This is a genomic window from Nonomuraea jabiensis (genome assembly GCF_014204795.1).
In the GTDB taxonomy this organism is placed as follows: Bacteria; Actinomycetota; Actinomycetes; order Streptosporangiales; family Streptosporangiaceae; genus Nonomuraea; species Nonomuraea jabiensis.
Genome location: NZ_JACHMB010000001.1, coordinates 3,241,075 through 3,265,162, shown reverse-complemented (window position 1 = coordinate 3,265,162; position 24,088 = coordinate 3,241,075). Strand labels below are relative to the sequence as shown.

Sequence of the window (24,088 nt, the reverse complement as noted above, 5' to 3'; positions counted from 1 at the left end):
CGAAGCCGCAGGGCCGAAGGTCACGAGCCGTGACCGTGGGACGGCAGGCCCAGGGCGTTCCTGAGCTTGGCCATCGCGCGCGACACCGTGCTCTTGACCGTCCCCACACTGATCCCCAGCGTCCTGGCGATCTCCGGTTCGGTCATGTCCTCGTAATACCGCAGCACGATCGCCGCCCGCATCCGCTCCGGCAGCTCCTCCAGCGCCTGTTCCAGCTGCTCGTGCACGTCCCCGTGCGGCTCCTCGAAGGTGCAGCACACCTCCGGCAGATCGTCCGAGGGATACTCCTCCAGCCTGCGCCGCCGCCACTGCGAGATGTTGATGTTCACCATGGCCCGCCGCACGTACCCGTCGAGCGCCCCCCGGTCCTCGATGCGGTCCCAGGCCAGGTACGTCTTGGTCAGCGCGTTCTGCAGCAGATCCTCCGCGTCCAGCGGATGTCCGGTGAGCTGGTGGGCCGCGCGCAGCAGAGCAGGACCGCGCGCCCTCACGTACTCGCGGAACTCGTCTTCCCAACCGGTGGTCTGCATCGTGGCCAGAATCGCAGCCGGATGCTCTATTGAGCCTGAACCAGAATTCAGGTTTCGGTCCGCCGACGATAAAGGTAGGTCAAGGTCGGTGGCGGTTTGTTCGACGCCGGGTGTCATCTCACTTCCCCGGGGATGCGTATTTTGATCCCGTCTGCGCCGCTACGGTGTGAGCCACGCCCGAGTCGTGTGAACCTAGTACCGACGAGGGAGGGGCCGATGGGGTATCCGAGCGTTGAGCGCCGTCGGGTGCTCGCCGCGGCCGCGCTCGGTCGCGAATCCGGCGTTCCCGGTGCTGACCCGGACAATGGGGAGCCTTTACGCGCCGTCGCCGGCGAGATCAAGGACGTCAGCCCGCATCTGATCATCATCGAGACCCCCGACGGCACCGAGGAGCGGCTCGTGATCGCCCCCTGGGCCACCGCCTGGCACGGGAAGGACGCCGCGCCCGCCGACCTCCCCGCGGGTTCCATGGTCATCATGCGTACGCGCGACGGCCGCGTGGTGGAGCGCATCTGGGCGGACACCACCCGCATCACCGGGACGATCCTGTCGATCAGCGGGCGCAGGGACCTGACGGTCGAGCTCGACTGCGGCCCGCACCGGGGCCACCGTACGGTCGTCATCCCCTACCGGGCGTCGGGGCGGCTGCAGGTGCGGCATCCCAAGTTCGAGCCCGGCTACCTGTTCGACGCGATCGGGATCAGGCAGGAGGGGACGAGCCTGGCCATGTTGCCCGCGACCTCGCAGCCCCCTTACCCGGCCCGCGCGGTGCCGACCCCGCCGCCCGCGTACGCCGGGCTGCAGTCCCGCATCTCGGGCCCCGCCACCTGGTCGGACACGTTCGACCAGGAAGAGCGCGGCGCCGCGTACCCGATGCTGGAGCGCTCCGACACCGGCTGCCCCGACGCCGGGGTGTCGTGCACCGGGCTGCCGTACCTGGCCGTCGGGTCGCTGCTCCAGGTCAGGAACCTGTGCTCGCAGCGGAACGCCAACGTCCCCGTGGTGGCGTGCGGCTGCGTGGCGGGGCGCTTCTGCGACCGCTGCGTAGAGTGCGACACGTCGCCGCGCGGGCGGGTGGTGGAGCTGTCGCCGTTCTCCTACGTGGAGCTCGGCGGCGACCTGGTCAAAGGCTGTTTCAACGCTCAGATCGGATTGGGGTGACGGGCACGTGCTCGAATCACAGCTGCCGCTTCTGATCGCGCTGCTCCTCTTGGGCATGGTGGCCAAGTTGATCACCGTGCGCACGGGAGGCGAACCCGGCTCGCTGTCCAGGCTGGGGCCCGCGGTCCTGGTGCCGGGGCGGATGCAGGCCATCGCGCTGCTGATCTGCGCGGCGGGTGAGCTGTTCCTGGCCGTGGGGCTGCTGGTCACGACGCATCCGTTCTTCCGCTGGGGTACGGTCGCCTTCTTCGCCCTGTCCACGTACGTACTGCTGGAGCTGCGCAGACGCCGGCCGGACGCGGGCTGCGGCTGCTTCGGCGAGGTGAGCTCGGCGCCGGTCGGGCTGCGTTCGATCGGCCGGACGGTCGCGCTGACCGGGATGGCCGGATTGTCGGTGTGGGCGCCGGTGCCCGGGTGGGGGGCCGTGGCCCACCCGTCGTGGCTGACGGTCGCGGGCGTGGCCGTGCTCGCGCTCCTCTCCCCGGAGATCGAGGAGCTGATCGACCGCGTACGGTTCCGCGCCCCCTGCGAGCAGCGCCGCGGCCCCGCCGAATCGGTCACGCTGGCCAGGCTCCGGTCGAGCGGCACCTGGCGGGCCCACGCGGGCGAGCTGACCTCGGCCGAGCCGTACGACAGCTGGCGCGAGCTGTGCTGGCGCTTCTACGCCTTCCGCAACCACGACGCGGACGACGTGGTCTTCGCGGTCTACCTCAGCGGCCGGCGCCCGGCGGTGCGGATGGCCGTGGTCAGCGCGGCGGACAACGGGACTCTGCCGGAATATACGCCAGTATCGGCCTGACGCTAGAGAGCGTTAGATTCCGCTCGACAGGCATGGCGATATAGCTCTATTGGGCTGTCTAGCTTCCCCACTAGACAGCCCAATAGAGGTCTAGGGGCGTCGCTCAGATCGGCTGAGCGCGCAGGAACTTCCCGAAGTGCGGCACCGTGAACGCGATCAGGCCGCGCTCGGCGCTGTAGATGAGCCCTTTCTTGATGAGGCTGTCACGGGCGGGCGAGAGGCTGGACGGCTTTCGCCCGAGGGCGTCGGCCACCTCCGCGGTGGCGACCGGCTCGTCGCCGATCTGGGCCATGGCGTGCATGTAGTCGCGTTCGGCCGGGGTGGCCCGCTCGTAGCGGCTGCCGAAGAACCCGACCGCGAGCTCCTCCTCGGCCTCCGGTGCGGAGACCTTGACGTCTTCGATGGTGATCGGGCTGCGCGGCGCCAGGTCCCAGGCGACCTTGCCGTACGCCTGCACGAAGTAGGGGTAGCCGTCGGCGGCCTCGTAGAGGGCGTCGAGGGCCTCCTGGGTGAACTCCACCTCTTCCTCCCGCGCCGGCAGGATCAGCGCGAGATCGGCCGCCTCGCGGTCGAGCTTGTCGATACGCGCATAGCGGAACAGCCGCTCGGAGTAGCTCTTGCTGGCCGACAGCACGCTCGGCAGGTGCGGCAGCCCGGCCCCCACCACGATCAGCGGCCCGCCCGTCTGGGACAGCTCGTGGCAGGCGGCGCAGAGCGCGGAGACGTCGGCGGCCGGGACGTCCTGCATCTCGTCGATGAAGAGCGCGATGCCCACGGCCAGGTCGGTGGCCACGCTCGCGGCGTCGACGAACAGCTCGGTGAGGTCGATCTCCAGGTCGCCGGAGTCGGCGCGCCCGCGGCTGGCGGGCACCTCGATGCCGGGCGACCAGTGGGAGGTGCCCTTGGCCGCCGCCGGATCGCGCATGGCGAACGCCTTGAGCACGCCGAGGAACTCCTCGATGCGCTCGGGGGCGCGGTGGCGCGGCGCCAGCTCCCGGATGGCCATGTGCAGCGCGGCCGCCACGGGGCGCCGGATCGACTGGTCGGGCCGGGCCTCGATCTTGCCCGTGCCCCACAGCCGCTGCATGGCCATGGACTTGAACGTGTTGAGCAGGACGGTCTTACCGACCCCCCGCAGGCCGGTGACGACCATGCTGCGCTCGGGACGGCCGCGGGCCACCCGCTCCAGCACGACCTCGAACTGCTGCAGCTCTCGGTCGCGCCCGGCGAGCTCCGGCGGTCGCTGCCCGGCGCCGGGAGCGTAGGGGTTTCGCACAGGGTCCACGCTCTCGGACTTTATTGCCGGATATAGCGGCCGTCTTAGATTTGGGAAGAAAGTGCTACGGCGTGTCCGAGCAGGGGCGGTCGCCAGCACCGTCATCGGACACACCCCCTCTCACCAGGCCGAACCCTTGTTCGATTGCGGTACATAGAACTGTAGCGCGGACTCGAACACCTATGCGATGGTTTCGAGTAAAGATCTTCGCAACAGGTCGCGGCGGCGCCGAACTTGGCAGCCGTCCCGCCTGCGCAATAGCGTTCGGACCCATGCGGACCTTCGCGAATGTTCAGGAGCTCAAGGCGGCCGTCGGCGAGAAGTTCGGCCCGACCGAGTGGCGCACCGTCACCCAGGACCAGGTCAACCTCTTCGCCGACGCCACCGACGACCACCAGTGGATCCACGTCGACGTGGAGCGGGCCAAGGAGGGGCCGTTCGGCGGCACGATCGCCCACGGCTACCTGAGCCTGTCGCTGCTGCCGTCGTTCATGTTCTCGATGGTCAAGGTCGAGGGGATCGCCATGGGCGTCAACTACGGCCTCAACAAGGTCCGTTTCCCCCGGCCGATCATGGTCGGCGCCCGGATCAGGGCCGTGGGCGAGCTGACGGACGTCAAGGGCACCCCCGCCGGCTACCTGTCCAACCTGAAGATGACGATCGAGATCGAGGGCGAGAAGCGGCCCGCCTGCATCGCCGAGACGCTGAGCCTGTACGTGCCCGCCGAGTAGGTTTGCAACAGAAGCGCGCCCCGCGTGATCCCTGGGTTCGTGGAGGATTTCGACGAGTTCGTCCGAGCCCGGGGCGACGCGCTGCTCCGGTACGGCTTCGTGCTGGCCGGAAATTCCGAGGACGCGGCCGATCTCGTACAGGAGGCCCTGGCCCGGCTGGGTGACGCCTGGCCCCGCGTGCGCAAGAAGCACGACCCTGAGGGGTACGTCCGCACGACCATGGTCAGGCTCCACATCAGGTCGTGGCGCCGCCGGCGCCGGGAGGACCTGGTGGCCGCCGTCCCCGAGCGCGGCGAACCTGACCGGTACGGCGACGCCGACCTCTGGGCCGAGCTCCAGGAACTGCCCCGCAAGCAGCGGGCCGTACTCGTGCTCCGCTACTACGAGGACCTCTCGGACAAGGAGATCGCCGAGATCCTCGGCGTCTCCCGCGGAACCGTACGCAGCCAGGCGGCCCGCGCCCTGGACAAGCTCCGGATCAAGCGAGTGCTGCAGGAGGCGCGATGAACGGGGCTTCGGGAAGGCGCGATGACGCGGTGCGGGACGAGCGCGATCTGGTCCGGACCCTGCGGACTGCGGCCGTCCAGATGGAACACCGCGACCTCGCGGACGGCGTGGCCCGCCGGCGCCGCTCCCGGCGTACCAGGCGGCGCGTGCGGGTGGCGCTCGCCGCCGCGGCGGTGGTGGCGGTCGTGGCGGGTACGGCCGCGATCGTCTCGCGCCCGGACGGCCACCGCCGGGCCGAGCCCGCGACGATCACCCTGCCCGGCTGGGACGGGATCAGGTCGGCCGAAGAGCTGTGGCCGCGGGCCGTGGTCAGAGTGCCCGCCTACGACTCCGAGGGCTGGCGGACGCAGGTGGCGACCAGCATGAGCGCGACCGAGGTGCTGCTGCTGGCCAAGGCCGGGAAGGAGCGGCGGCTGGAGGTGTACGACGCGGCGCGCGGCACGATCCGGATCCTGGGCTCCATCCCCGAGCCCCAGAACCTGCGGTACGTGGCGGTGGGAACGCGGTACATCGCCTGGTACACGGGCCCGCTCAGCGGTGGGCCGGTGGATTTCTGGATCATGCCCCGAGCCGGCGGCGCGGCCAGGCGCGTCGGCCAGGTGGCGGCGGATGTCGACTCGTTCGGGATCCCGGACGACACCCTCGTCTGGTCGGTCAGAGGGGGAGGCGGCGTCTACCGCATGCCCGTGACCGGCGGGACTCCACAGCGGCTGCCCGGCACCGACGGGCTCCGGCTGACCTCCTGGCCCTGGGCGGCGGGCACGGGCTCCCCCTTGGTCCAGAACCGGATCGTCAACCTGGAGACCGGCGAGTCGACCGAGGTCTCCCTGCCCGACGGGGTGAGGACGATGCAGTGCCATCCGGAGTGGTGCGCCGGAGCGCGGGGGCAGCGCGGGATCGTGCAGCGCGTGGACGGGTCCGAGCCGAAGACCCTGCCTCAGGAGTTGCAGCCGAGGGGGCTGCTGGGTGACCGGTATGCGATCTTCGGCGTGCTGGACGAGCCGATGAAGCGGGGGGTGCCGCTGAGCATCGTGTACGACTTCGAGACCGGGGTGATGGCCAAGCTCGGGGAGCGGCCGTTCGCGGCGGGAGACGGCGCGGTGGGGAACGGCTACTCGACGTCGCCTTCGACCACGCCCTTCTGGTGGACCGGGTCGAGGGTGCAGGACGCCAAGGAGTACATCGTCCTGAACCTGGCGGCCGTACCCCGATGACTCCCCCGCAGAGCCCGCTACCCCGAGTAGTAGATCGCCGCCTGCACCCGGCTCTTCAGCCCCAGCTTGTTCAGCACCCGGCTGACATGCGTCTTCGTCGTGGCCTCTGCCATGTCCAGCTCTCTGGCGATCTCGGCGTTCGACAACCCCCGCCCGATGCAGGCCAGCACCTCCCGCTCCCGAGGTGTCAGGCTTCCCGGATCGGCCACCGGCTCCCTTCGCGGCGCCTGCCCGGCGAACGCCGCGATCAGCTTGCGCGTGACCCCCGGCGAGATCAGCCCATCCCCGCGCGCCACCAGCCGCACGGCCTCGACCAGCGATTCGGCGTCGGTGCTCTTCAGCAGGAACCCGGCGGCCCCCGCCCGCAGCGCCCCGAAGACGTACTCGTCGAGATCGAACGTGGTCAGGATCAGCACATCGCTGACCCCCGCCAGCTCCCGCGTGGCCGAGATGCCGTCGAGCCGCGGCATCCGCACGTCCATCAGCACCACGTCCGGGCGCACCTCCCGGGCCATGGCCACGGCCTGCTCCCCGTCCGCCGCCTCGCCGACGACCTCGATGTCCTCGACCCCGTCCAGGATCAGCACGATCCCCGCCCGGACCGCCGCGTGATCGTCGGCCACCAGCACCTTGATCGTCACCGCGCCCCCTCCGGCCGCGCCTCGGCCCCGAACTCCCTGTCCCGGGGGCCGAAGCCCAGGACGGCCGCGTACGGCACCACCTGCTCCTCACCGGTGGGCAACTCGGCCGACACCAGCCACCGATCACCGTCCGACGAAGCCCCGGCCTCGAAAGATCCGCCCACCAGCAAGACCCGCTCCCGCATCCCGATCAGCCCTGCGCCCGCGCCGGGCAGCCGCGCCCCACGCCCGCCGACCGCGTTCCCGACACTCATCAGAACCCGCCCCGCCTCGTACGTGATGACGACCCGGACGGGCGACTCCCCATGCTTGAGCGCGTTGGTGAGCGCCTCCTGCAGGATCCGGTATCCGGCGAGATCGACGGGGGCGGGCAGTTCCCGCGGCTCCCCCTCGACCCGCAGCTCGGCGACCAGCCCGGCCCGCGTGACCCGCTCCACCAACGTCTGCGCGTCGGCCAGCCGAGGCCGCATGGCCTCCGCGGGATCGTCACCCTCCTGCCGCAGCAGCCCGATCATCGCCCGCATCTCGGCCAGCCCCTTCACGCTGTTCTCCCGTACGGACTCCATGACCTTCCGAACGGTCGCCCGATCGAGATCCTTGCGGGAAAGCGCGGCGGTGGACTGGATGGCGATGGCGCTGAAATGGTTGGCGATCATGTCGTGCAGCTCGCGCGCCATCCGCGTACGCTCCGCCGCGACGGCCGCCTGCCGGTCCAGCTCGGCCAGATGAGCCACCTGCTCGGCCCGCTCCCGCTCCGCCGCCGCCCGATCCCGATGCTCCCGCAGCACCAGCGCCGTGGTGACGGGCGTCACCAGCACCAGCCCCGCCTGCACCCCCATGACCGCGAGCAGCCACCAGTCCGCGGCCAGTAACCCCGCCACGGCCCCGGCCGCGACCGCCAGCACCGCGGTGATCCCGAGCAGCCACCGAGCGAACCGAACCGGCCCGTAAAGCGCCGCGGCATAGAGGTTGTCAGTGAAAATCAGCACCGTCGCCAGCGAGGGCCCCACGAACGCGTCGATCGTGATCGCGACGACCCCCAGCCCCAGCGAGGCGAGGGGCGCCCGCTGCCGCACCACCACCCCGGCACAGGTGATCGCCAGCGGCACGCACAGCAGCCAGACGGGCACGCCCCGCTGGAGCGCGGCCCCACCCGCGATGAGCACCACCCCCACCGCAAAGGCCACCCCGGCCCCCAACGCCTCCCGCTTCATGCCCCCATCTCACCACCCGACACGCCCTGTTCCCTCCTGCACGGGACCCGCCTGTGGATACACCCTTCGATGTACCGCCATCCCCCGGTCGACCAGCGAGATCATCCTCCGGTCCGACTCCGCGAGCGCATGATTGCGATATCTGGTTCGAGGTACTCCTCAGAACCCGCTATGCTTGCTTACGCAGCGAGCGGCCGTAGCTCAATGGATAGAGCATCTGACTACGGATCAGAAGGTTAGGGGTTCGAGTCCTCTCGGCCGCGCACAGCAGCAAGGCCCGCTACCAGGGAAAATCTGGAGCGGGCCTTCGTGTTTGTCACGACGATCCAGCGACCTCGCTAACCGGATAGCGACCGCCTCAGCAGTGCCTCATCGGCCTCGGGCAGCCACGAGTGCGGCGGCCGGCGTCCCGCGCCGCCGATCTCCGTCACGGCCTGGAGCAGCGCGTCCAGACCCGGATGCCGCAGGCCCTCGGGGAAGACGAGGTTCTCCAGGGCGAGCGGCACGGGATCGACCAGCGGCCGCACCACGGCGCCGGGGATTCCGCCGACCTTCGCCGTGGCCAGCACGGGCTCTCGGTGCCGTTGCAGGTAGAGGCCCATCTCGTGGGATCCGACCGGCGGCGCGTGTGGCGGGGCCAGGGTGAGTCCGAACTCCTCCGCCAGGCGCTCCCCCAGGTCGGTCCACTCCGTGGTGGCGGGGTTGCCCGCCAGGGCGTCCAGCGGGAACTCGGCCAGCGCGCCGAGCGGCACCTCCTCCAGCGCGGCCAGCGGATGCCCCTCGGGCACCAGCAGGGCGAGGGCATCCAGCCGTACCGGCACCTGGACCAGGCCCTTGCGTACGGAAGCGGGCAATCCGGCGAACCGGCCGAACGACACGTCGAGGCGCCCCTCCCGCATGGCGGCGACCCCGGCGGCCAGGCCGCCGTGGAAGCGGGCGAGTATCTCCACTCCCGGCGCCAGCTCCCTGGCCCTGACCAGCGACTGCGGCGGCTCGTGCCCCTGCATGTTGACGTCCACGAGCAGCGGCCCCCGAGCGCCGGAGAGCTCCGCGACCAGCTCGTCATGCAGCGCGAGCAGCCGCCTGGCCCCGGACAGCAGCCGCGCGCCCGCCGGGGTCAGCTCCACGCGCCGGGTGGACCTCGTGAACAACGCCTGCCCGAGTTGCTCCTCCAGCCGCCGCACGTCGCGGCTGAGCGCCTGCTGGGCCACGTACAGGCGGGCGGCGGCGCGGCCGAAGTGCAGCTCCTCGGCGACGGTCACGAACACCCTGAGCAGCCGGGGATGCAGGTCCACGCGGCAACATTAACAACAGATCCGCGTTAATCCCGGCCTTTCCGGTGTTGGACCCCGCGTCGCGATCTCCCTCAGGCTGGACCCATGATCCCCATGAAAGAGCTGCTCAGCAGCAGCATGCCGCTGTCGACTGCCCAGATCGGCATCCTCCTGAGCCTGGTGCATCCGCCGGGGCTGACCGCTCAGAACGTCACAAGCGGGCCGCCCACGAAGAAGAAGCCGAAGCGCGACCTGTGATGACGGATCGCTGAAGGGCGGCGGTGTCTGCGGATTGCACGCAGTGGCGGTAGTTATCACCACTGTTCGGCACAATTACCGATATGCGAGTCGGATTGCTGGGACCCTTCGAGGTCCGGAACCATGATGGGGCCGTCGTCGAGGTTCCCGGGATTCGGCTGCGCGCGCTGCTGGCCGCACTCGCCCTCGAACCCGGCCGGATCGTCACGCGTTCGAGGCTGGTGGACTGGATCTGGGGCGAAGAGCCGCCCGCGGACGAAGTGAACGCCTTGCAGGCGCTGGTGTCCAGGCTGCGCAGGGTGTTGCCGGCCGGTGTGCTCGAGGCGGACTCCGGCGGCTACCGGCTGGCCGTGGCTGTCGATGCGGTGGATGTGAGCCGGTTCGAGCAGCTGGTCGGTCAGGCCCGTGCCGCCGAGCCGGCGGCGCGGGCGGATCTGCTGCGCTCGGCCTTGGCATTGTGGCGTGGTACGGCCATGGCGGACATCGCCCTGCAGGGCAGCGATACGTTCGACGCCGCGGTCACCCGGCTGAACGAGCTCTACGTCGCCGTGCTCGGGGATCGGGTGGATGCCGACCTCCGCCTCGGCCACGGCTCGGAGTTGGTCTCCGAGCTGACCGAGCTGGTCGCCACGTACCCGCTGCGGGAGGGGTTCGTGGCGGCCTTGATGCGAGCACTGGCCGAGGCCGGGCGTGGGAACGAGGCGTTGACCCTGTACCAGCGGACGCGCGAGCGGCTCGCCGAGGAGCTGGGCGCCGACCCGTCGGCCGAGCTGTCCGCGCTGCACACGGCGCTGCTCCGTGGCGAGCTGGGCGAGCGGGCGGAGAACCGCAGGACGAACCTGCGCGCCGAGCTGACGAGTTTCGTCGGCAAGGACGATGACATCGCCGCGGTCGCCGAGCTGGCCGTCAAGCACCGGCTGGTCACCTTGACGGGGGCGGGCGGCTCGGGCAAGACCAGGCTGGCCACCGAGACCGCGCGGACGATGCTCACCGAGCTGCCGGACGGGGCGTGGCTGGTCGAGCTGGCCTCGGTGGGGGGAGGCGGCGAGCTGGCGCAGGCCGTTCTCACCGCGATCGGCCTGCGTGACCAGGCCCTGCTCGGCGGTGCGCGAGCCGGGGACCCGATGGATCGGCTCATCACCGCGGTCCGGGAGCGCACGATGCTGCTGATCCTGGACAACTGCGAGCACGTGATCGAGGCGGCCGCGGCCTTCGCGGATCGGCTCCTGGGAGAGTGCCGCAGGCTGCGGATCCTGGCCACGAGCAGGGAACCCCTCGGTATCTTCGGGGAAGTGCTGTGGGGGGTCGAGCCGCTCGCGCTGCCCGCGGAGGGAGCCGACCCCTCCGAGGTGGCGTCCTCGTCCGCGGTGCGGCTGCTGCGGGACCGCGCGGGTCTGGTGCGCAAGGACATCGGCTCCGACCCGCACACCTTGTCGACCATGGCGCGGATCTGCCGGGCGCTGGACGGCATGCCGCTGGCGATCGAGCTGGCCGCGGCACGGCTGCGCACCATGTCCGTCGATCAGCTGGCACGCGGGCTCGATGACCGTTTCCGTCTGCTGACCGGTGGCAGCCGTACGGCGCTCTCCCGGCACAAGACGCTGCGCGCGGTCGTCGACTACAGCTGGGACCTGTTGACCGAGGCCGAACGCGGCGTGCTGCGGCGGCTGTCGGTGTTCTCCGGCGGGGCGAGCCTGGAAGCGGCCGAACGGGTGTGCGGGGGCGAGGCGTTCGCCGGGGAGCAGGTGTTCGACGTGCTCACCGCGTTGATGGAGAAGTCGCTGCTGCTCGCCGACGGCGGGGACACGCCGCGCTACCGGATGCTCAACACCATCAGGGAGTACGCGGCGCAGCGCCTCGCCGAAGCCGGGGAGAGCGAGCCGGCCCGCCGGGCGCACCTCGCCTACTTCACCGAGCTGGCCGAGACGGCCGATCCGCACCTGCGCCGGGCCGAGCAGCTGGAATGGCTGTCCACGCTCGAGGCCGAGTACGACAACATCAGCGTGGCCCTGCGCGGGGCGATCGCCGAGGGTTGGGCCGAGGAGGCGATGCGGCTGGTCGGGGCCGCGGGCTGGTACTACTACGGCAGGCACAGGGTCGAGGGCGCCGAGTTGAGCATCGCGGCGGTCTCGCTGCCCGGTGAGGTGTCCGATGAGGTGCGGGCGCTGGCGTGCCTCGTCGTGACCATCTTCGTGACCTCCGGGGTCGGCGGCGATCAGTACCAGGCGCGGGAGTGGATCCAGGAGGCGTACCGGCTGTCCCAGCGCAGCGGGTATCGACACCCGCTGCTCGGGTTCGTCGCGCTGCTGGAGCGGATGCTGCAGGGCCCCACGGACTTCCTGCCCGCGCTGGAGCCGCTCATCGCCGGCGAGGACCCGTGGGTACGCGCGCAGGCCAGGCTCACCCGTGGCCGATTCCGGCTCACGCTCGGCGGCGACGAGACCGACGTGGACATCGACGCCAAGACCGCCCTTTCGGAGTTCCGCGCACTGGGCGACCGGTGGGGGATCTCGTTGGCGCTGACCTTCCTGGCCGCTCGGCGCGCCATGCGCGGCGAGTTCACCCGCGCGTGTGAGCACTACGAAGAGGCGGCCGTGGCGCTGACCGAGATAGGCGCGACCGAGGACGTGATCGGCCTGCGGGCGCGGCAGGCGCAGCTGTACTGGCTGCTCGGCGACGAGCGATCCAGCGCGTCCGCCATGGCGGAAGCGCAGCGGTGCGCGGGCGGGATCGCGTGGCCGGACGCGCTCGCTGAACTGGCGCTTTCGAAGGCGGCGCTGGCGCGCTGGCGCGGCGAGCCGGACCAGGCACACGAGCACCTGGCCACGGTGCGGGCCATGCTGGGCGACGCGGACAAGCTCGGCCCCATCCGCGCCCAGACCCTGGACCTGTACGGCTACCTCGCCGAGGATCTCGAGACGGCCCGTGCGTACCGGACCGAGGCGCTCCACGCGGCCGCAGAGCATGCGTATCCACCGGCGGTCGCCGAGGTGTTGATCGGGATCGCGGATCTCGCGCTGCGCCAGGGAGAGTACGAGCAGGCCGCGCGGCTGCTCGGGGCGAGCGACAGCGTACGCGGCACGCCGGACCGTTCGCTGCCGGACGCCTCCAGGATCGCCGAGGAGACGCGGAATCGCCTCGGTGAACCCCTGTTCACCGAGGCGACCCGTGACGGTGCGGCGCGGGATTGGCGCGAGCTGGCCGAGATCACGCTCGCTTCGTGAACGACGCGCGCCCCCACACGCAGCCGATCGATCGCGCCGCCTTGGGGGGCCGAAAAGGCGTTGCGGGCAAAGGCCGGGACACGGAACGCTGCCAGCGTGGACATGCACGCCAACCAACTGACGGTGTCGCCGGAGACAGTACGCGCCTTGGTGGACGACCAGTTCCCTGAGTGGCGGAGCCTGCCGATCACCGGCATCGCGTCCCATGGGACGGTGAACGCCATCTTCCGCGTCGGCGACCGCTTCGCGGCCCGGTTCCCTCTGCAGGACGGGCACGTCGACGCGATTCGAGGCTGGCTGGAGTCCGAAGCGGAAGCCGCCCGCGAGCTGGCAGGCCGTACCCGGTTCCCCACGCCCGAGCCGGTCGCGCTCGGTGAGCCCGGCGCGGGATACCCTCTCCCGTGGTCGGTGCAGACCTGGCTGCCCGGTGCCGTGGCCACCGACGAGGACCCGGGCGAATCGGTCGCGTTCGCCCACGACCTGGCCGATCTCATCAAGGACCTGCGCGCCGTCGACACGCGTGGCCGTACGTTCGCCGGCAAAGGCCGCGGAGGCGACCTGCGGGCCCATGACGAGTGGATGGAGACCTGTTTCGAGCACAGCGAACAGCTCCTCGACGTTCCCCGGCTCCGGCGGCTGTGGAAGGACTTTCGGAGTCTGCCGCGCAAGGACGCCGACGTGATGACCCACGCTGATCTCATCCCGGGCAACGTGCTCGTCTCCGCCGGCCGGCTGGCCGGGGTTCTCGACGTCGGCGGCTTCGGACCGGCCGACCCTGCTCTGGATCTCGTGAGCGCCTGGCATCTGCTCGAGGCCGGGCCGCGGCAGGTGCTCCGTTCGGACCTCGGGTGCGACGACCTCGAATGGGAGCGGGGCAAAGCGTGGGCCTTCCAGCAGGCGATGGGCGTCGTCTGGTACTACCTCAGGAGCAACCCGCCCATGAGCCGGATGGGCCGGCGCACGCTGGACCGCATCCTGGATGACCACCCGCTCAGGCCATCAGGTGCTGCTCGGCCAGTTCGATGAGCGTCACCGTGCACAGGCCGCCGCGTTCCGCCTTCACGTCGACGTGCACGAGGACACGCCCCACCACGTCACGGTCCGGCCGAGCGGGTACTGCGCCCGCAGGTCCAGCGACACCCCGCGACACGGCCGAGAACAGCAGCCGCAGGTAAGGCAGGTACGGAACGACGCGGGTGCGGTCGGGATCGCGCAGGGTGGCGGTTGATCTGCCGGTAGCACGCCGACTCACAGGTGTAGAGGTAGAGGGCCGCGGGGTGTCGAACACGCCGGTGATCGCCGGCAGCTCCAGCCCCTCGTCCTTGACGCCGGCGAGCCGCTCCGCGAGCAGCTCGACGACCTCGACAGCCGCCCTGAGGAGCGGGTCCGGATCGTGCCGCCCTCCGCCGGGCCCCGCGGCTGACGCTGCGGCGAACCGGGGTTCCGGGGTGTGGCGGGCCCCCATCACGTCACGTGCTGCAGGTAGGTGAGGACCGCCATCACCCGGCGGTTGTGGTCGTCGGACGGCGGCAGGCCCAGCTTGGCGAAGATGTTGTTCGTGTGCTTGCCGACCGCCTTGTCCGTGACCTGGAACCGGGCGGCGATCGCGAGGTTGGACAGGCCCTCCGCCATCAGCGCCAGCACCTCCCGCTCCCGCGGCGTGAGCCCGCCCAGCGGCTCGTCCCGGCTGCGCCGGGTCAGCAGCTGCGCGACCACCTCGGGGTCCATGACGGTGCCGCCCGCGGCGACCTGGCGTACCGCGTCCACGAACCGGTCGACGTCGCCGACCCGGTCCTTGAGCAGGTAGCCCACGCCGCCGGACCGGTCGGAGAGCAGCTCGCGGGCGTACAGCTGCTCCACGTACTGGGAGAGGATCAGCACCGGCAGCCCGGGCACCAGGCGGCGGGCCTCCAACGCGGTTCGCAGCCCCTCGTCGGAGTAGCCGGGCGGCAGCCGCACGTCGACCACGGCCACGTCCGGGCGGTCGCGGGTCAGCGCGTCCAGCAGCATCGGGCCGTTGTCGACCGCCGCGGCCACCTCGAAGCCGTTCGCCGTCAGCAGGCGGATCAGGCCGTCGCGGAGGAGGGCGAGGTCTTCGGCTATGACAACGCGCACGGGAGCTCCATGGTGAGTTCGGTCGGGCCGCCGGGCGGGCTGCGCACGACGAGCCGGCCGTCGAAGGCGGACAGGCGCCTGTCGATGCCGCGCAGGCCGGTGCCGGCGGCTCGGTCGGCCCCGCCGCGCCCGTCGTCGCGTACCGCCACCCGGAGCAGGCCGCCCGCGTGGGACACCCGCAGCCACGCACGGGACGCGCCGCTGTGCTTGGCCACGTTGGTCAGCGCCTCGGCGGTGGCGAAGTAGACCGCGGACTCGACCGGCGCCTCCAGGCGGCCCGGCAGGTCGATCTCGACCTCCACCGGCACCGGGCACAGCAGCGCGGCGGCCTCGACCGCGCCGGCCAGGCCGCGGTCGGCCAGCACCGGAGGATGGACGCCGCGCACCAGGTCCCGCAGGTCGGTCAGGGCCTGGCCGGCGATCTCCCGGGCCTCGTCGATCATCATCCGGACCTCGGCCGGGTCGCGGAGGTCGCGGGCCAGCCCCAGGTTCATCCGGATCGCGATCAGCTTGGCCTGCGCGCCGTCGTGCAGGTCGCGTTCGATCCGGCGCAGCTCGGCCGCCTGCGCGTCGACCACCACGGCCCGCGACTCGGTCAGCTGCCTGATCCGTGCCGTCGCGGTCGCCTCCGGGAGGAGCAGCAGCGCCGACAGCCGTGCCTGTCCCGTTCTGATCAGGGGCAGCGCCGCCAGGGTGATCGTCGCGATGGCCGCGGCGGAGACGCTGAGGGAGAACGTGTTCAGAATGCTGGTCTGGACCACGTTCACCCGGAAGTAGATGTAGTCGAAGGCGGCCAGCAGCCCCCAGACGACGAGCGCGGGGACCGGCCACGTGACGGCGTGCACGGCCAGCCAGGCCAGCTCCCGCCGGGGCCCGCTCTCGTGCGGAGCGGGCCGCGGATCCGGGTCGAGCACGCGCCGCACCCAGGCCCGCTGCACCCCGGCCAGGGACCGGACGAGCGCGAGCACGCGGCGCAGCAGCGGCACGCCGAGCCCGGCCACCGGGACCAGCGCGGCGCTCACCAGCAGCAGGGCGATCAGCGCCGACGCGGCCACGCCCGTGGCGGCGTTCAGCAGCAGCCCGCCACCGGCGGCGCACGCTCGGCGGATCCAGGTCACGCCTGCAGTCTGCCCGACGCGCGGCGCGCAGTCGGTAGGCCCAGACCTACCTCCGTGGGTGGGCGCACCCCCATCGAGATCCGCCCGCCGGACCGGCAGGCTGGCGGCCGTCAACCGGACGACCGGGGGGAGAACATGATCGAAGTGAGCGGACTGACCATGAGATACGGCGCCAAGGTGGCCGTCGACGACCTGACGTTCACCGTGAAACCGGGGCTGGTGACCGGCTTCCTCGGCCCGAACGGCGCGGGCAAGTCCACCACCATGCGTGCCGTCCTCGGCCTGGAGGTGCCCACCGCCGGCAAGGCGCTGGTGAACGGCCGCCCGTACGCGTCGCTGCCCCGGCCCATGCGCTCCATGGGGGCGCTGCTGGACGCCGGGGCGGTGCACGGGGGGCGCAGCGCGTACGCGCACCTCGCCTGCCTGGCCCGCAGCAACGGCATCGGCCGCGCCCGGGTGGCCGCCGTCCTCGATCAGGTCGGCCTGAACGACGTCGCCGGCAAGCGGATCAGCGGCTTCTCGCTCGGCATGCGGCAGCGCCTGGGGATCGGCACGGCGCTCCTCGGGGACCCGGGGGTGCTGATGCTCGACGAGCCGCTGAACGGGCTGGACCCGGAGGGCATCCGCTGGCTCCGCGACCTGCTGCGCTCACTGGCGGCCGAGGGCCGCACCGTGCTGCTGTCCAGCCACCTGATGAACGAGATGGCGCTCACCGCCGACCACGTCGTCGTCATCGGGCGGGGCCGGCTGATCGCCGACACCGACATGCAAGCCCTGGCCGGGCACTTCCAGCGCGACGTGCTGGTGCGTACCCCTCACCCGGAGCGGCTCGCCGGCGTGCTGCGCGCGCACGGGGCGGCGGTGACCTCCGAGGACGACGGCGCCCTGTCGGTGCGGGACCTGGACGCGGCCCGGATCGGCGTGCTCGCGCTGTCTGCGGGGATCGCGCTCGCGGAGCTGTCCCCGCGTGCCGCGTCCCTGGAGGAGGCGTTCGTACGGCTCACCGAGGACAGCACCGAGTACAAGGCAGGCATCCGATGACCGAAGTGATCGCTTCGGAGTGGCAGAAACTCCGCTCCCTCCGCTCGAACCTCTACCTGCTGGCCTGCTCGGTGGCGGCCGTCCTGGCCTGCGCCGGGGTGGCGTTCATGATCGGGCGCGGGTTCGACAACCAGCCGCTCCACGAGCGGATGGGCTTCACCGGCAACGGGGACGGCCTGGGCAACGGGATCGCGGTCGCCTATTTCGTGTTCGCGACGCTGGGCGCCCTCGCGATCACCTCGGAGTACAGCACCGGGATGATCCAGACGAGCCTGGTGGCCGTGCCGCGCCGGCAGGTGCTGCTGCTGGCCAAGATCCCGGGGCTGGCCGCGGTCGCGCTGGTGGCGGGTCAGCTCCTGGCGTTCGGCATGCACGCGGGGGCCATGGTCGTGCTCGGCGACCGGGCCGGGCAGTTGCTCCGCGACGGGCAGACGCTGGGCACTCCGCTGTCGGAGCCGGGCGTGCTCGCCTCGGTGGTGCTCGCCGGGCTGTCGATGGCGGCGGTCGCGCTGATCGGGCTCGGCGTCGGGGCGGCCGTCCGCTCCACCCCGGGCGCCCTGGTCGCGCTGATCGTGATCATCGTGGTGCTGCCGGTGGTGGCCAAGACGCTGCCCATGCCGCTGCGCGCCCAGGCCGGCTCGTTCATGATCGAGAACCTGCCGCTCCAGATCGCGGGGGTCGGCGGCGGGATCCTGCCGCCTGCCGCGGCGGCGGGACTGCTGGTCGCGTACGTGGTCGCCGCACTGACGGCGGGCGCGGCGACGATCTCGCTGAAGGGGCGCAGGATCAGGGCGCTGGCGGTGGGAACGGCCGCCGCCGTCCTGGTGTCGGCGGTGCCCGCCGCCGCGTCCGGTTCGCCGGGCTCCGGCCCGTCCTCGCTAGCCTGGGCGGCCTGTAAGGACGGCGCCAAGGACATGCGGTGCGCCTCGATCGAGGTGCCGCTGGACTGGGCCAAGCCGTCCGGGCGGAAGATCCGGCTGACCGTCGGCATGCTGCCCGCCACCGGCGCCGAACGCCGGATCGGCACGGTGTTCGCGATCCCCGGCGGGCCGGGCGCCTCGGGCGTGGAGAACCTGGCCAAGAATTCGGGCAGCTTCGCCGAGCTCCGCGACCGTTTCGACGTGGTCAGCGTCGAGCCCCGCAACACCATCGACAAGGGCGTGCTGCCGTACGACTGCCTCGTCTCCGGCCCGTGGATCACCTGGCCCGATACTCGCGACGAGTACGCCGAGGTGGGCAGGCGCAACCGGGCGGCGGCCGAGCGGTGCCGCGCCGCCGATCCCGAGTTCTTCGACCACATGGATTCGTCCTCCGTGGCGCGGGACATGGAGGCGATCCGCGTCGCGCTGGGCGAGGAGCAGCTGAGCTTCGTCGCCAACTCCTACGGCGGCATGCCCGGCATCGCCTACTCCCGGCTGTTCCCCGGCCGGGTGCGCGCGATGGTGCTCGACGGCACGGTCAACCCGTACATGGACCGCGCGCAGGGCAGGCTCTCTCACGAAAAGTCCTTCACCCGCTTCGCGGCCTGGTGCGCGGCGACCACCACCTGCGCGCTGCACGGTCAGGACGTCGGCGAGGTCTGGCGGGCGCTGGTGGCCCGGGCCGACCGCTCCCCGGTGCCGGTCGAGGGAGAGCGGGTCGCCTACAGCGGGTTCGACATCAAGGAGGCCGCCGCGCCCAGCATCATCTCGCCGGGTCCGGAACCCGAGTTCCCCCGGTGGACGGAGCTCGCCGAGGCGATCAAGCGGGCCGCCGGCGGTGACGCCTCAGGGTTCGCCGGCTACGTCCGGCAGAGCACCAAAAGCCAGAAGGTTCCCGCGTTCATCGGGATGAACATGACCCACTGCCTCGACGGCCTGGGATTCCGCGACTACGAGGAGTACCGCGAGGAGCGCCGCGAGGGTGAGCGCCTGCTGCCGAACGTCGCCGGGATCGAGCTGTGGCACTCGCTCGCCTGCGTCGGCTGGCCGACTCCGGTCACCAACCCGCCCGCGCCGCTGCCCGCCAAGGGATTGCCGCCCTTCCTGGGCGTCGGCTCCTGGACGGACTTCGACGGGGTCGCGGACCTCGTACGGCGGGTGCCCGGCTCGGCCGCGGTCCAGTACCAGTGGCACGGCCACGGCCTCTACAACAGCAACAACTCCTGCATCATCGCCCACGTCAACCGCTACCTGACCAGCCTGCGCCTGCCCGCCCAGGGCACCGTCTGCCCGCACCCGGCGTGAGCCTCAGAGCAGGCCCAGCTCGCCGAGGGGTTTGCGCCAGTAGTCCGCGTCGAGGGACCTGCTCTGGAGGAGGGCCTCGGTGTCGTCGTGGGTGCGGCCGAGGTCGGCGGTGACGTGCAGGATCCGGTTGAAGATCCGGAACGCCTCGTCGTCACCCGGCTTCATCTGGCAGCGGTGGATGCGCTCGTACCAGTACTTCTGCTCCTCCTCGATCCGCGGCAGGAGTTCGGCGCGGGTCAGGGCACGTGCTTCCTCGATCGTGAGCCTCTCGAAGGCCGCCATGGCCTCATTGTGCCTGGGGGTTCGGCTCTGGGCTGACAATCCCGCGAAACATTCACTCTCTGCACTACTGTTGCCACCGTGAGTAACAGAGTCCTCCGGCGGATCGGGCGGCGCGGCGCGTCCCTGGCGTTCGTCGGCCTGTTATCTCTGGCGATCGCCGCCTCGCTGGCCTTCGCGCCGGCGAGCCAGCGTGCCACCGCCTCCTATGCCGTGCTGGCCTCCATCGCGCCGCTCGACGTCTGGGCGGTGCTCTGGCTCGCCACCGGCATGCTGTGCCTGGTGCAGATGTTCCTGCGCTCCGACCGGATGGCCTTCGCCGCCGCCACCGCGCTGGTCCTCCTGTACGGCCTGGTGTTCCTGGTCTCGACGTTCACCGGGGACAATCCGCGCGGCTGGGTCGGGGGTGCGGTGTGGCTGGCGTTCGGCGGCTGGATCACGCTGATCGCGACCTGGCCGGAGGCCGTCACGCTCGACCGGCTCCCGGGCTCCGGCTCGGCGGTGATCGTCGCCAACGCCGCCGGGATCATCCAGTCGTGGAACCCGCAGGCCGCCACCATGTTCGGCTGGAGCACCGACGAGGCGGTCGGGCGGCCGCTGACCATGCTCATGCCGGCGCGCTTCCGCGACAAGCACGACATGGGGCTGGCCAAGGTCCGCGTCAACGGCCACTCCGAGCTGGCCGGTCGGATCATCCCGCTGGTCGGCCTGCGCCGCGACGGCACGGAGTTCGCCATCGCGCTGACCGTCAACGCCTGGCACAGCGACGACGGGGTCACGTACACCGGCGTCATACGCACAGTGGAAGGAGGCCACGCTGACTGACATCCTCATCCAGGTCGCCCTCGGGATCGTCCCGCTCGGCGTGGCGTACCTGGCCTTCCGCTCCGCCACCGACGCCAACAAGAAGACCCAGCAGACCGCCATCCTCCAGGCCGAGCGCCAAGCCGAGTTAGAACGCTCCAAAGTGGACGCCGAGGCCTTCCTCAGAGCGAAGACGATCTATGAGGACGCGCTGAGCCAGATGGAGAAACAGCTGAGCAGGGTGCAGAACCAAGCCTCCCAGCTCAGCACCGACCTGATCAGCGAGCAGAGCACGGCCACGGCGATGCGCGACCAGATCGGCCAGCTCCAGGCCCAGATCCGCGCCCTCGAACGCACCGTCGTCGCCCTGCGCGCCCAGCTCATCGCCGCGGGGATGGCTCCCGTGCCTCCGTCCGAGGCCACCGGCCCCTACCTGCGCAGGCGCCTGCTCGGCGAAAGCTAGCCGGCGCTGACCTGATCGGGCTCCCCCCGCCCGGGCGGTCAGAGCCCGTGCGCCTCGGCCAGCAGCTCGGCCGAGCGCATCCAGACCTTCCTGTCGGTGGCCGAGAAGGCGACGATCAGCTCATCGGCGTCGGCGAGCTTCGCGAACCGGTCCACATACTCCTTGACCTCCGCCGCGTCCCCGACCGCCGAATACTTGGCCATCTGCACGATCTGCTGCCCGGCCGGCGACTCGAGGATCATGTCCGCCTCCTCCCTCGTGAACTCGCGCCCCCGTCCCAGGAACCTGCTCACCCTCATCCGCTTCGAGGCCAGGAACTGCTCCTGCGCCTCCTGCGACGTGTCCGCCGCGATCACGTTGAGCGCGGCGATGACATAGGGCCGGTCGAGCTGCGCCGACGGCTGGAAGTCGCGCCGGTAGAGCGCCACGGCCTCCTCCAGGGCGGCCGGGGCGAAGTGCGAGGCGAACGCGTACGGAAGCCCCAGCGCGGCGGCGAGCTGGGCCCCGAACAGCGAGGAGCCGAGGATGTAGAGCGGGACGTTCGTGCCCTTGCCCGGCGTGGCCTCCACGCCCGGGATCCGGGACTCGCCCGAGAGGTAGCCCTGCAGCTCCAGGACGTCCTGCGGGAACGCGTCGGCGACCGACGGGTTGCGGCGCAGGGCGCGCAGGGTCTGCTGGTCGCTGCCGGGCGCCCGGCCGAGGCCCAGGTCGATGCGTCCCGGATGCAGGGTTTCGAGGGTGCCGAACTGCTCGGCGATGGTGAGCGGGGCGTGGTTCGGGAGCATGACGCCGCCCGCCCCGAGGCGGATCGTCCGGGTGTGGGCGGCGACGTGGGCGATGAGCACGCTGGTCGCCGAGGAGGCGATGCTGGCCATGTTGTGGTGCTCGGCGTACCAGATCCGCCGGTAGCCCAGGTCCTCGGCCCGCTGGGCCAGGGCCACGCTGGCGGCGAGGCTGTCCGCCGCCGTCTCGCCCTCGCCGATGATCGCCAGATCAAGGATGGACAGCGGCAGAGCCATGAGTACGCGCCTTTCGCAGAGCGGTTCGACCTGGCTGTGGTCAACAGCCGCGAAGGCGCCGTTATTTCATCGATGGGCCCCTGGCGGGCGCAGGGGCCCATCGCGCCTCATGAGGCCGTACAGGTCACCGGTGACGGGACGCCGTTCTGGCCGTTCCAGTTGGCGACGAAGCCGAACGTGGTGCTCGCCCCGGCCCCGAGGGCGCCGTTCCAGTTGAGGTTGGTCACGGTGACGGTACCGCTGCCCGAGAGGTTGCCGTTCCAGAGCTGCGTGATCGTCTGCCCGTTCGGGAACGTCCAGCCGACCTTCCAGCCGGCGATGGCGGACGAGCCCGTGTTCTTCACGGTGACCTCACCCTGGAAGCTGCCCTGCCACTGGCTCGTCACCTTGTACGTCGCCGCGCAGCCCGCGGGGCCGGTGGTCGGCGTCACAGTGGGAGTGACCGTGGGCGTCACGGTCGGGCCGACGGTGGGCGGCGGGGCGGCGATGGCCAGGTCGTAGGCCCGCTGCGGCACGAACTGTCCCGCTGGCGCGATGCACCCGTCCGACTCGCCGGGCGGCTTGACCCACAGGTAGGCGTCGACGGCCGAGTCACCCGTGTTCGTGGTGCTCCAGATGCCGGTGGCGCGGCCCGCCGGGTCGCACCACTCGCTGCCCTGCGGCCCGTTGCCGTTGCGGCTGGTGTCCACGACCGCCTTCAGCCTGGACACGCCGGTCGCCGCGATGACGCTCTTCGCGTACGACACCAGGCCCGGGGTGGAGCGGTAGTTGGAGGTGTTGACGGCGATGCCGTCGGCGCTGTTGGCCACGTCCGCGCCGGTCAGCCTGGACGCGGCCTCCGAGGCGGACAACCAGGCGTCGTGCCCGATGTCGAAATAGACCTTGACCTGCGACGACGTCCCCTTGAACTTCTTGCCGGCATAGGCCATGGACGCCTTGACCTCGGCCTGCTGCGAGGAGTTCATGCAGTTCGTCATGATCGCCAGCGCGTCCGGCTCCAGCACGATCGTGGCGGGCCGGCCGCCGAGACCGGCCGCGATCTGGTCGATCCAGGCCCGGTACGACGCGTGGTCCGGCGCGCCGCCCGCGCTCGCGCCGCCGCAGTCGCGGTTCGGCATGTCGTACACGACCATGATCGGGATCTTGCCGGCCGACGCGGCGGCGCCGACGTACGCGTCGACCTGGCTCCGCACGGTGGCGGGGTTGTACGTGGCGAACCACCGGCCCTGGGGCACGGCGGCGATCCGGTCCCTGATCACGGGGGTGCGGCTGTCGTTCGGGTTCGCGGCGACCCATTTGGCCGCGTTCGTCTGCGGATCGACGTAGAAAGCGGAGTCGGCGGCCTCGGCGGTGGACGAGGACAGGACGATCGCCCCCGCCGCGGCCATGGCGGCCGCCGAGAGGAGCACCGCCAGGACGGGCCTTTTGCGAGACATGGAATTCACTCCGTCCGTCATGTGGGAGCGCTCCCACCAGCTCCTCGGATCGTAGGTAACGGTCAGTGTCCGTTCCAAGACATCCGATCGCTGGCGTCCAGGTCTTCCCAGGTCAGGCCCTTGGCAGGAGGTGAAACTTTCAGCGCAGACAGGCCTCGAAGACCGCGGTCAGGCGGTCGACGTCGGCCGGTCCGGGCTTCTCGGGGCCGAGGCGGCGGCGCAGGGCGCCGATGCCGAGGAAGACCGCCGTGGCCATGCGGGCCCTGGCGTGGGCGTCCGGACCGCCCAGCTGCTCCTCGAGCGGGTCGAGCAGCGCCGTGATCAGGCGCTCGCGGGCCACGGCCTGGATCTCCGGATCGCCGGCGGAGCGTTCGAGGGTGCGCAGGATCGGGCTCTCCGGCGGGTGCTCCATGCGCTCGGCCGCGTATTCCGCCAGGCGGCGCGGCAGGCTCTCGCGGTCGCCGCCGAACAGGTCTCTTATGGTCGGCTCCCCGTCCAGGACCGCGCCGAAGAGGCCGGCCTTGGAGCCGAAGTAGCGGCCGACCAGGGCGATGTTGGCGTCCGCGGCGGCGGCGATCATGCGCACGGTCACCCGTTCGTACCCCTGCTCGCCGAAGAGCGTGCGGGCCGCACGGAGGATCCGCTCGCGAGTGGCCTCGCGGTCGCGGGGCCTGGCCTCAGACAGCTGAGCATCCACACCCGAACTCTACTGAACGCACCCCCACTTGCCGCGCGGCTAGTAAACGGGCGTATACTCAA

Annotated in this window: 24 protein-coding genes and 1 tRNA gene; 13 read left to right on the top strand and 12 right to left on the bottom strand. The window is 71.3% G+C overall.

Annotated features, from left to right (window positions below):
• Positions 1-20: 20 nt before the first annotated feature.
• Complete coding sequence (locus HD596_RS14565; RefSeq protein ID WP_185069757.1) at positions 21-530, bottom strand: SigE family RNA polymerase sigma factor; 510 nt, start codon at positions 528-530, stop codon at positions 21-23.
• A gap of 216 nt (positions 531-746) precedes the next feature.
• Between HD596_RS14565 and HD596_RS14560 the strand changes: the two genes are divergently transcribed.
• Positions 747-1,691, top strand: a complete 945-nt coding sequence (locus HD596_RS14560) for a hypothetical protein (RefSeq protein WP_185069756.1) — start codon at positions 747-749, stop codon at positions 1,689-1,691.
• A gap of 7 nt (positions 1,692-1,698) precedes the next feature.
• Positions 1,699-2,490 (top strand): MauE/DoxX family redox-associated membrane protein, encoded by a 792-nt coding sequence (locus HD596_RS14555; protein ID WP_313044037.1) that lies wholly within the window; start codon positions 1,699-1,701, stop codon positions 2,488-2,490.
• 103 nt (positions 2,491-2,593) lie between these two features.
• Here the strand turns inward: HD596_RS14555 and HD596_RS14550 are convergent, their stop codons facing one another.
• Positions 2,594-3,775, bottom strand: a complete 1,182-nt coding sequence (locus tag HD596_RS14550) for an ATP-binding protein (RefSeq protein WP_185069755.1) — start codon at positions 3,773-3,775, stop codon at positions 2,594-2,596.
• A 263-nt stretch (positions 3,776-4,038) separates the two neighbouring features.
• Here HD596_RS14550 and HD596_RS14545 point away from each other — a divergent pair, with 263 nt between their 5' ends.
• Genes HD596_RS14545 through HD596_RS14535 form a run of 3 tightly spaced genes read left to right on the top strand, consistent with a single transcriptional unit; the run spans position 4,039 to position 6,218 of the window.
• Complete coding sequence (locus HD596_RS14545) at positions 4,039-4,497, top strand: MaoC family dehydratase (protein WP_185069754.1); 459 nt, start codon at positions 4,039-4,041, stop codon at positions 4,495-4,497.
• Positions 4,498-4,521: 24 nt separating this feature from the next.
• Positions 4,522-5,004 (top strand): SigE family RNA polymerase sigma factor, encoded by a 483-nt coding sequence (locus HD596_RS14540; protein ID WP_313044033.1) that lies wholly within the window; start codon positions 4,522-4,524, stop codon positions 5,002-5,004.
• Entirely contained in the window at positions 5,001-6,218 is a 1,218-nt protein-coding gene (locus tag HD596_RS14535) for a hypothetical protein (protein WP_185069753.1), read from the top strand. The genes HD596_RS14540 and HD596_RS14535 overlap by 4 nt, the downstream gene beginning before the upstream one ends.
• A 17-nt stretch (positions 6,219-6,235) precedes the next feature.
• On the opposite strand, the gene HD596_RS14530 is transcribed toward HD596_RS14535, so the two are convergent.
• Positions 6,236-6,859 carry a response regulator gene (locus HD596_RS14530; protein ID WP_185069752.1) on the bottom strand — a complete coding sequence of 208 codons (624 nt, stop codon included), beginning with the start codon at positions 6,857-6,859 and terminating at the stop codon, positions 6,236-6,238.
• Positions 6,856-8,073, bottom strand: a complete 1,218-nt coding sequence (locus HD596_RS63740; RefSeq protein WP_221519324.1) for a sensor histidine kinase — start codon at positions 8,071-8,073, stop codon at positions 6,856-6,858. The genes HD596_RS14530 and HD596_RS63740 overlap by 4 nt, the downstream gene beginning before the upstream one ends.
• 190 nt (positions 8,074-8,263) lie before the next feature.
• Between HD596_RS63740 and HD596_RS14520 the strand changes: the two genes are divergently transcribed.
• Positions 8,264-8,336 (top strand) — tRNA-Arg (locus HD596_RS14520).
• A 75-nt stretch (positions 8,337-8,411) separates the two neighbouring features.
• On the opposite strand, the gene HD596_RS14515 is transcribed toward HD596_RS14520, so the two are convergent.
• Positions 8,412-9,368 (bottom strand): LysR family transcriptional regulator, encoded by a 957-nt coding sequence (locus tag HD596_RS14515; RefSeq protein ID WP_185069751.1) that lies wholly within the window; start codon positions 9,366-9,368, stop codon positions 8,412-8,414.
• 84 nt (positions 9,369-9,452) lie between these two features.
• Here HD596_RS14515 and HD596_RS14510 point away from each other — a divergent pair, with 84 nt between their 5' ends.
• The 3 genes from HD596_RS14510 to HD596_RS14500 all read left to right on the top strand — a co-directional run bounded on the left by HD596_RS14510 (position 9,453) and on the right by HD596_RS14500 (position 13,855).
• Positions 9,453-9,605 carry a hypothetical protein gene (locus HD596_RS14510; RefSeq protein ID WP_185069750.1) on the top strand — a complete coding sequence of 51 codons (153 nt, stop codon included), beginning with the start codon at positions 9,453-9,455 and terminating at the stop codon, positions 9,603-9,605.
• 83 nt (positions 9,606-9,688) lie between these two features.
• Complete coding sequence (locus HD596_RS14505) at positions 9,689-12,829, top strand: AfsR/SARP family transcriptional regulator (protein WP_185069749.1); 3,141 nt, start codon at positions 9,689-9,691, stop codon at positions 12,827-12,829.
• 102 nt (positions 12,830-12,931) lie between these two features.
• Positions 12,932-13,855 carry an aminoglycoside phosphotransferase family protein gene (locus tag HD596_RS14500; protein ID WP_185069748.1) on the top strand — a complete coding sequence of 308 codons (924 nt, stop codon included), beginning with the start codon at positions 12,932-12,934 and terminating at the stop codon, positions 13,853-13,855.
• On the opposite strand, the gene HD596_RS14495 is transcribed toward HD596_RS14500, so the two are convergent.
• From HD596_RS14495 to HD596_RS14485, 3 genes are read right to left on the bottom strand one after another with little or no spacing between them, the layout of a single operon-like run.
• Positions 13,821-14,294, bottom strand: a complete 474-nt coding sequence (locus HD596_RS14495) for a hypothetical protein (protein ID WP_221519323.1) — start codon at positions 14,292-14,294, stop codon at positions 13,821-13,823. The genes HD596_RS14500 and HD596_RS14495 overlap by 35 nt on opposite strands.
• The gene (locus tag HD596_RS14490; RefSeq protein ID WP_185069747.1) at positions 14,294-14,944 is read right to left on the bottom strand and encodes a response regulator transcription factor; all 651 of its coding nucleotides are present in this window, start codon (positions 14,942-14,944) and stop codon (positions 14,294-14,296) included. The genes HD596_RS14495 and HD596_RS14490 overlap by 1 nt, the downstream gene beginning before the upstream one ends.
• Positions 14,929-16,062 carry a sensor histidine kinase gene (locus HD596_RS14485; RefSeq protein ID WP_185069746.1) on the bottom strand — a complete coding sequence of 378 codons (1,134 nt, stop codon included), beginning with the start codon at positions 16,060-16,062 and terminating at the stop codon, positions 14,929-14,931. Before HD596_RS14485 ends, HD596_RS14490 begins: the two co-directional genes overlap by 16 nt.
• 135 nt (positions 16,063-16,197) lie before the next feature.
• Between HD596_RS14485 and HD596_RS14480 the strand changes: the two genes are divergently transcribed.
• On the top strand, positions 16,198-17,103 hold the full coding sequence (locus HD596_RS14480; protein WP_185069745.1) for an ABC transporter ATP-binding protein: 906 nt from the start codon (positions 16,198-16,200) through the stop codon (positions 17,101-17,103).
• On the top strand, positions 17,100-19,328 hold the full coding sequence (locus tag HD596_RS14475; protein WP_185069744.1) for an alpha/beta fold hydrolase: 2,229 nt from the start codon (positions 17,100-17,102) through the stop codon (positions 19,326-19,328). Before HD596_RS14480 ends, HD596_RS14475 begins: the two co-directional genes overlap by 4 nt.
• Before the next feature lie 3 nt (positions 19,329-19,331).
• Here the strand turns inward: HD596_RS14475 and HD596_RS14470 are convergent, their stop codons facing one another.
• Positions 19,332-19,610 carry a hypothetical protein gene (locus HD596_RS14470; protein WP_185069743.1) on the bottom strand — a complete coding sequence of 93 codons (279 nt, stop codon included), beginning with the start codon at positions 19,608-19,610 and terminating at the stop codon, positions 19,332-19,334.
• Between the two features lie 78 nt (positions 19,611-19,688).
• On the opposite strand from HD596_RS14470, the gene HD596_RS14465 reads away from it, so the two are divergent.
• Both HD596_RS14465 and HD596_RS14460 read left to right on the top strand, forming a co-directional pair.
• A complete protein-coding gene (locus HD596_RS14465; protein ID WP_185069742.1) occupies positions 19,689-20,432 on the top strand; it encodes a PAS domain S-box protein in 744 nt (247 codons plus the stop codon).
• 40 nt (positions 20,433-20,472) lie between these two features.
• Complete coding sequence (locus tag HD596_RS14460; RefSeq protein ID WP_185069741.1) at positions 20,473-20,874, top strand: hypothetical protein; 402 nt, start codon at positions 20,473-20,475, stop codon at positions 20,872-20,874.
• Between the two features lie 38 nt (positions 20,875-20,912).
• On the opposite strand, the gene HD596_RS14455 is transcribed toward HD596_RS14460, so the two are convergent.
• The 3 genes from HD596_RS14455 to HD596_RS14445 all read right to left on the bottom strand — a co-directional run bounded on the left by HD596_RS14455 (position 20,913) and on the right by HD596_RS14445 (position 24,026).
• A complete protein-coding gene (locus HD596_RS14455; protein WP_185069740.1) occupies positions 20,913-21,893 on the bottom strand; it encodes an LLM class flavin-dependent oxidoreductase in 981 nt (326 codons plus the stop codon).
• A 107-nt stretch (positions 21,894-22,000) separates the two neighbouring features.
• On the bottom strand, positions 22,001-23,329 hold the full coding sequence (locus HD596_RS14450) for a glycoside hydrolase family 6 protein (protein WP_185069739.1): 1,329 nt from the start codon (positions 23,327-23,329) through the stop codon (positions 22,001-22,003).
• Between the two features lie 139 nt (positions 23,330-23,468).
• Positions 23,469-24,026, bottom strand: coding sequence for a TetR/AcrR family transcriptional regulator (locus tag HD596_RS14445; RefSeq protein ID WP_185069738.1), 558 nt, complete (start codon positions 24,024-24,026; stop codon positions 23,469-23,471).
• Between the last annotated feature and the right edge of the window lie 62 nt (positions 24,027-24,088).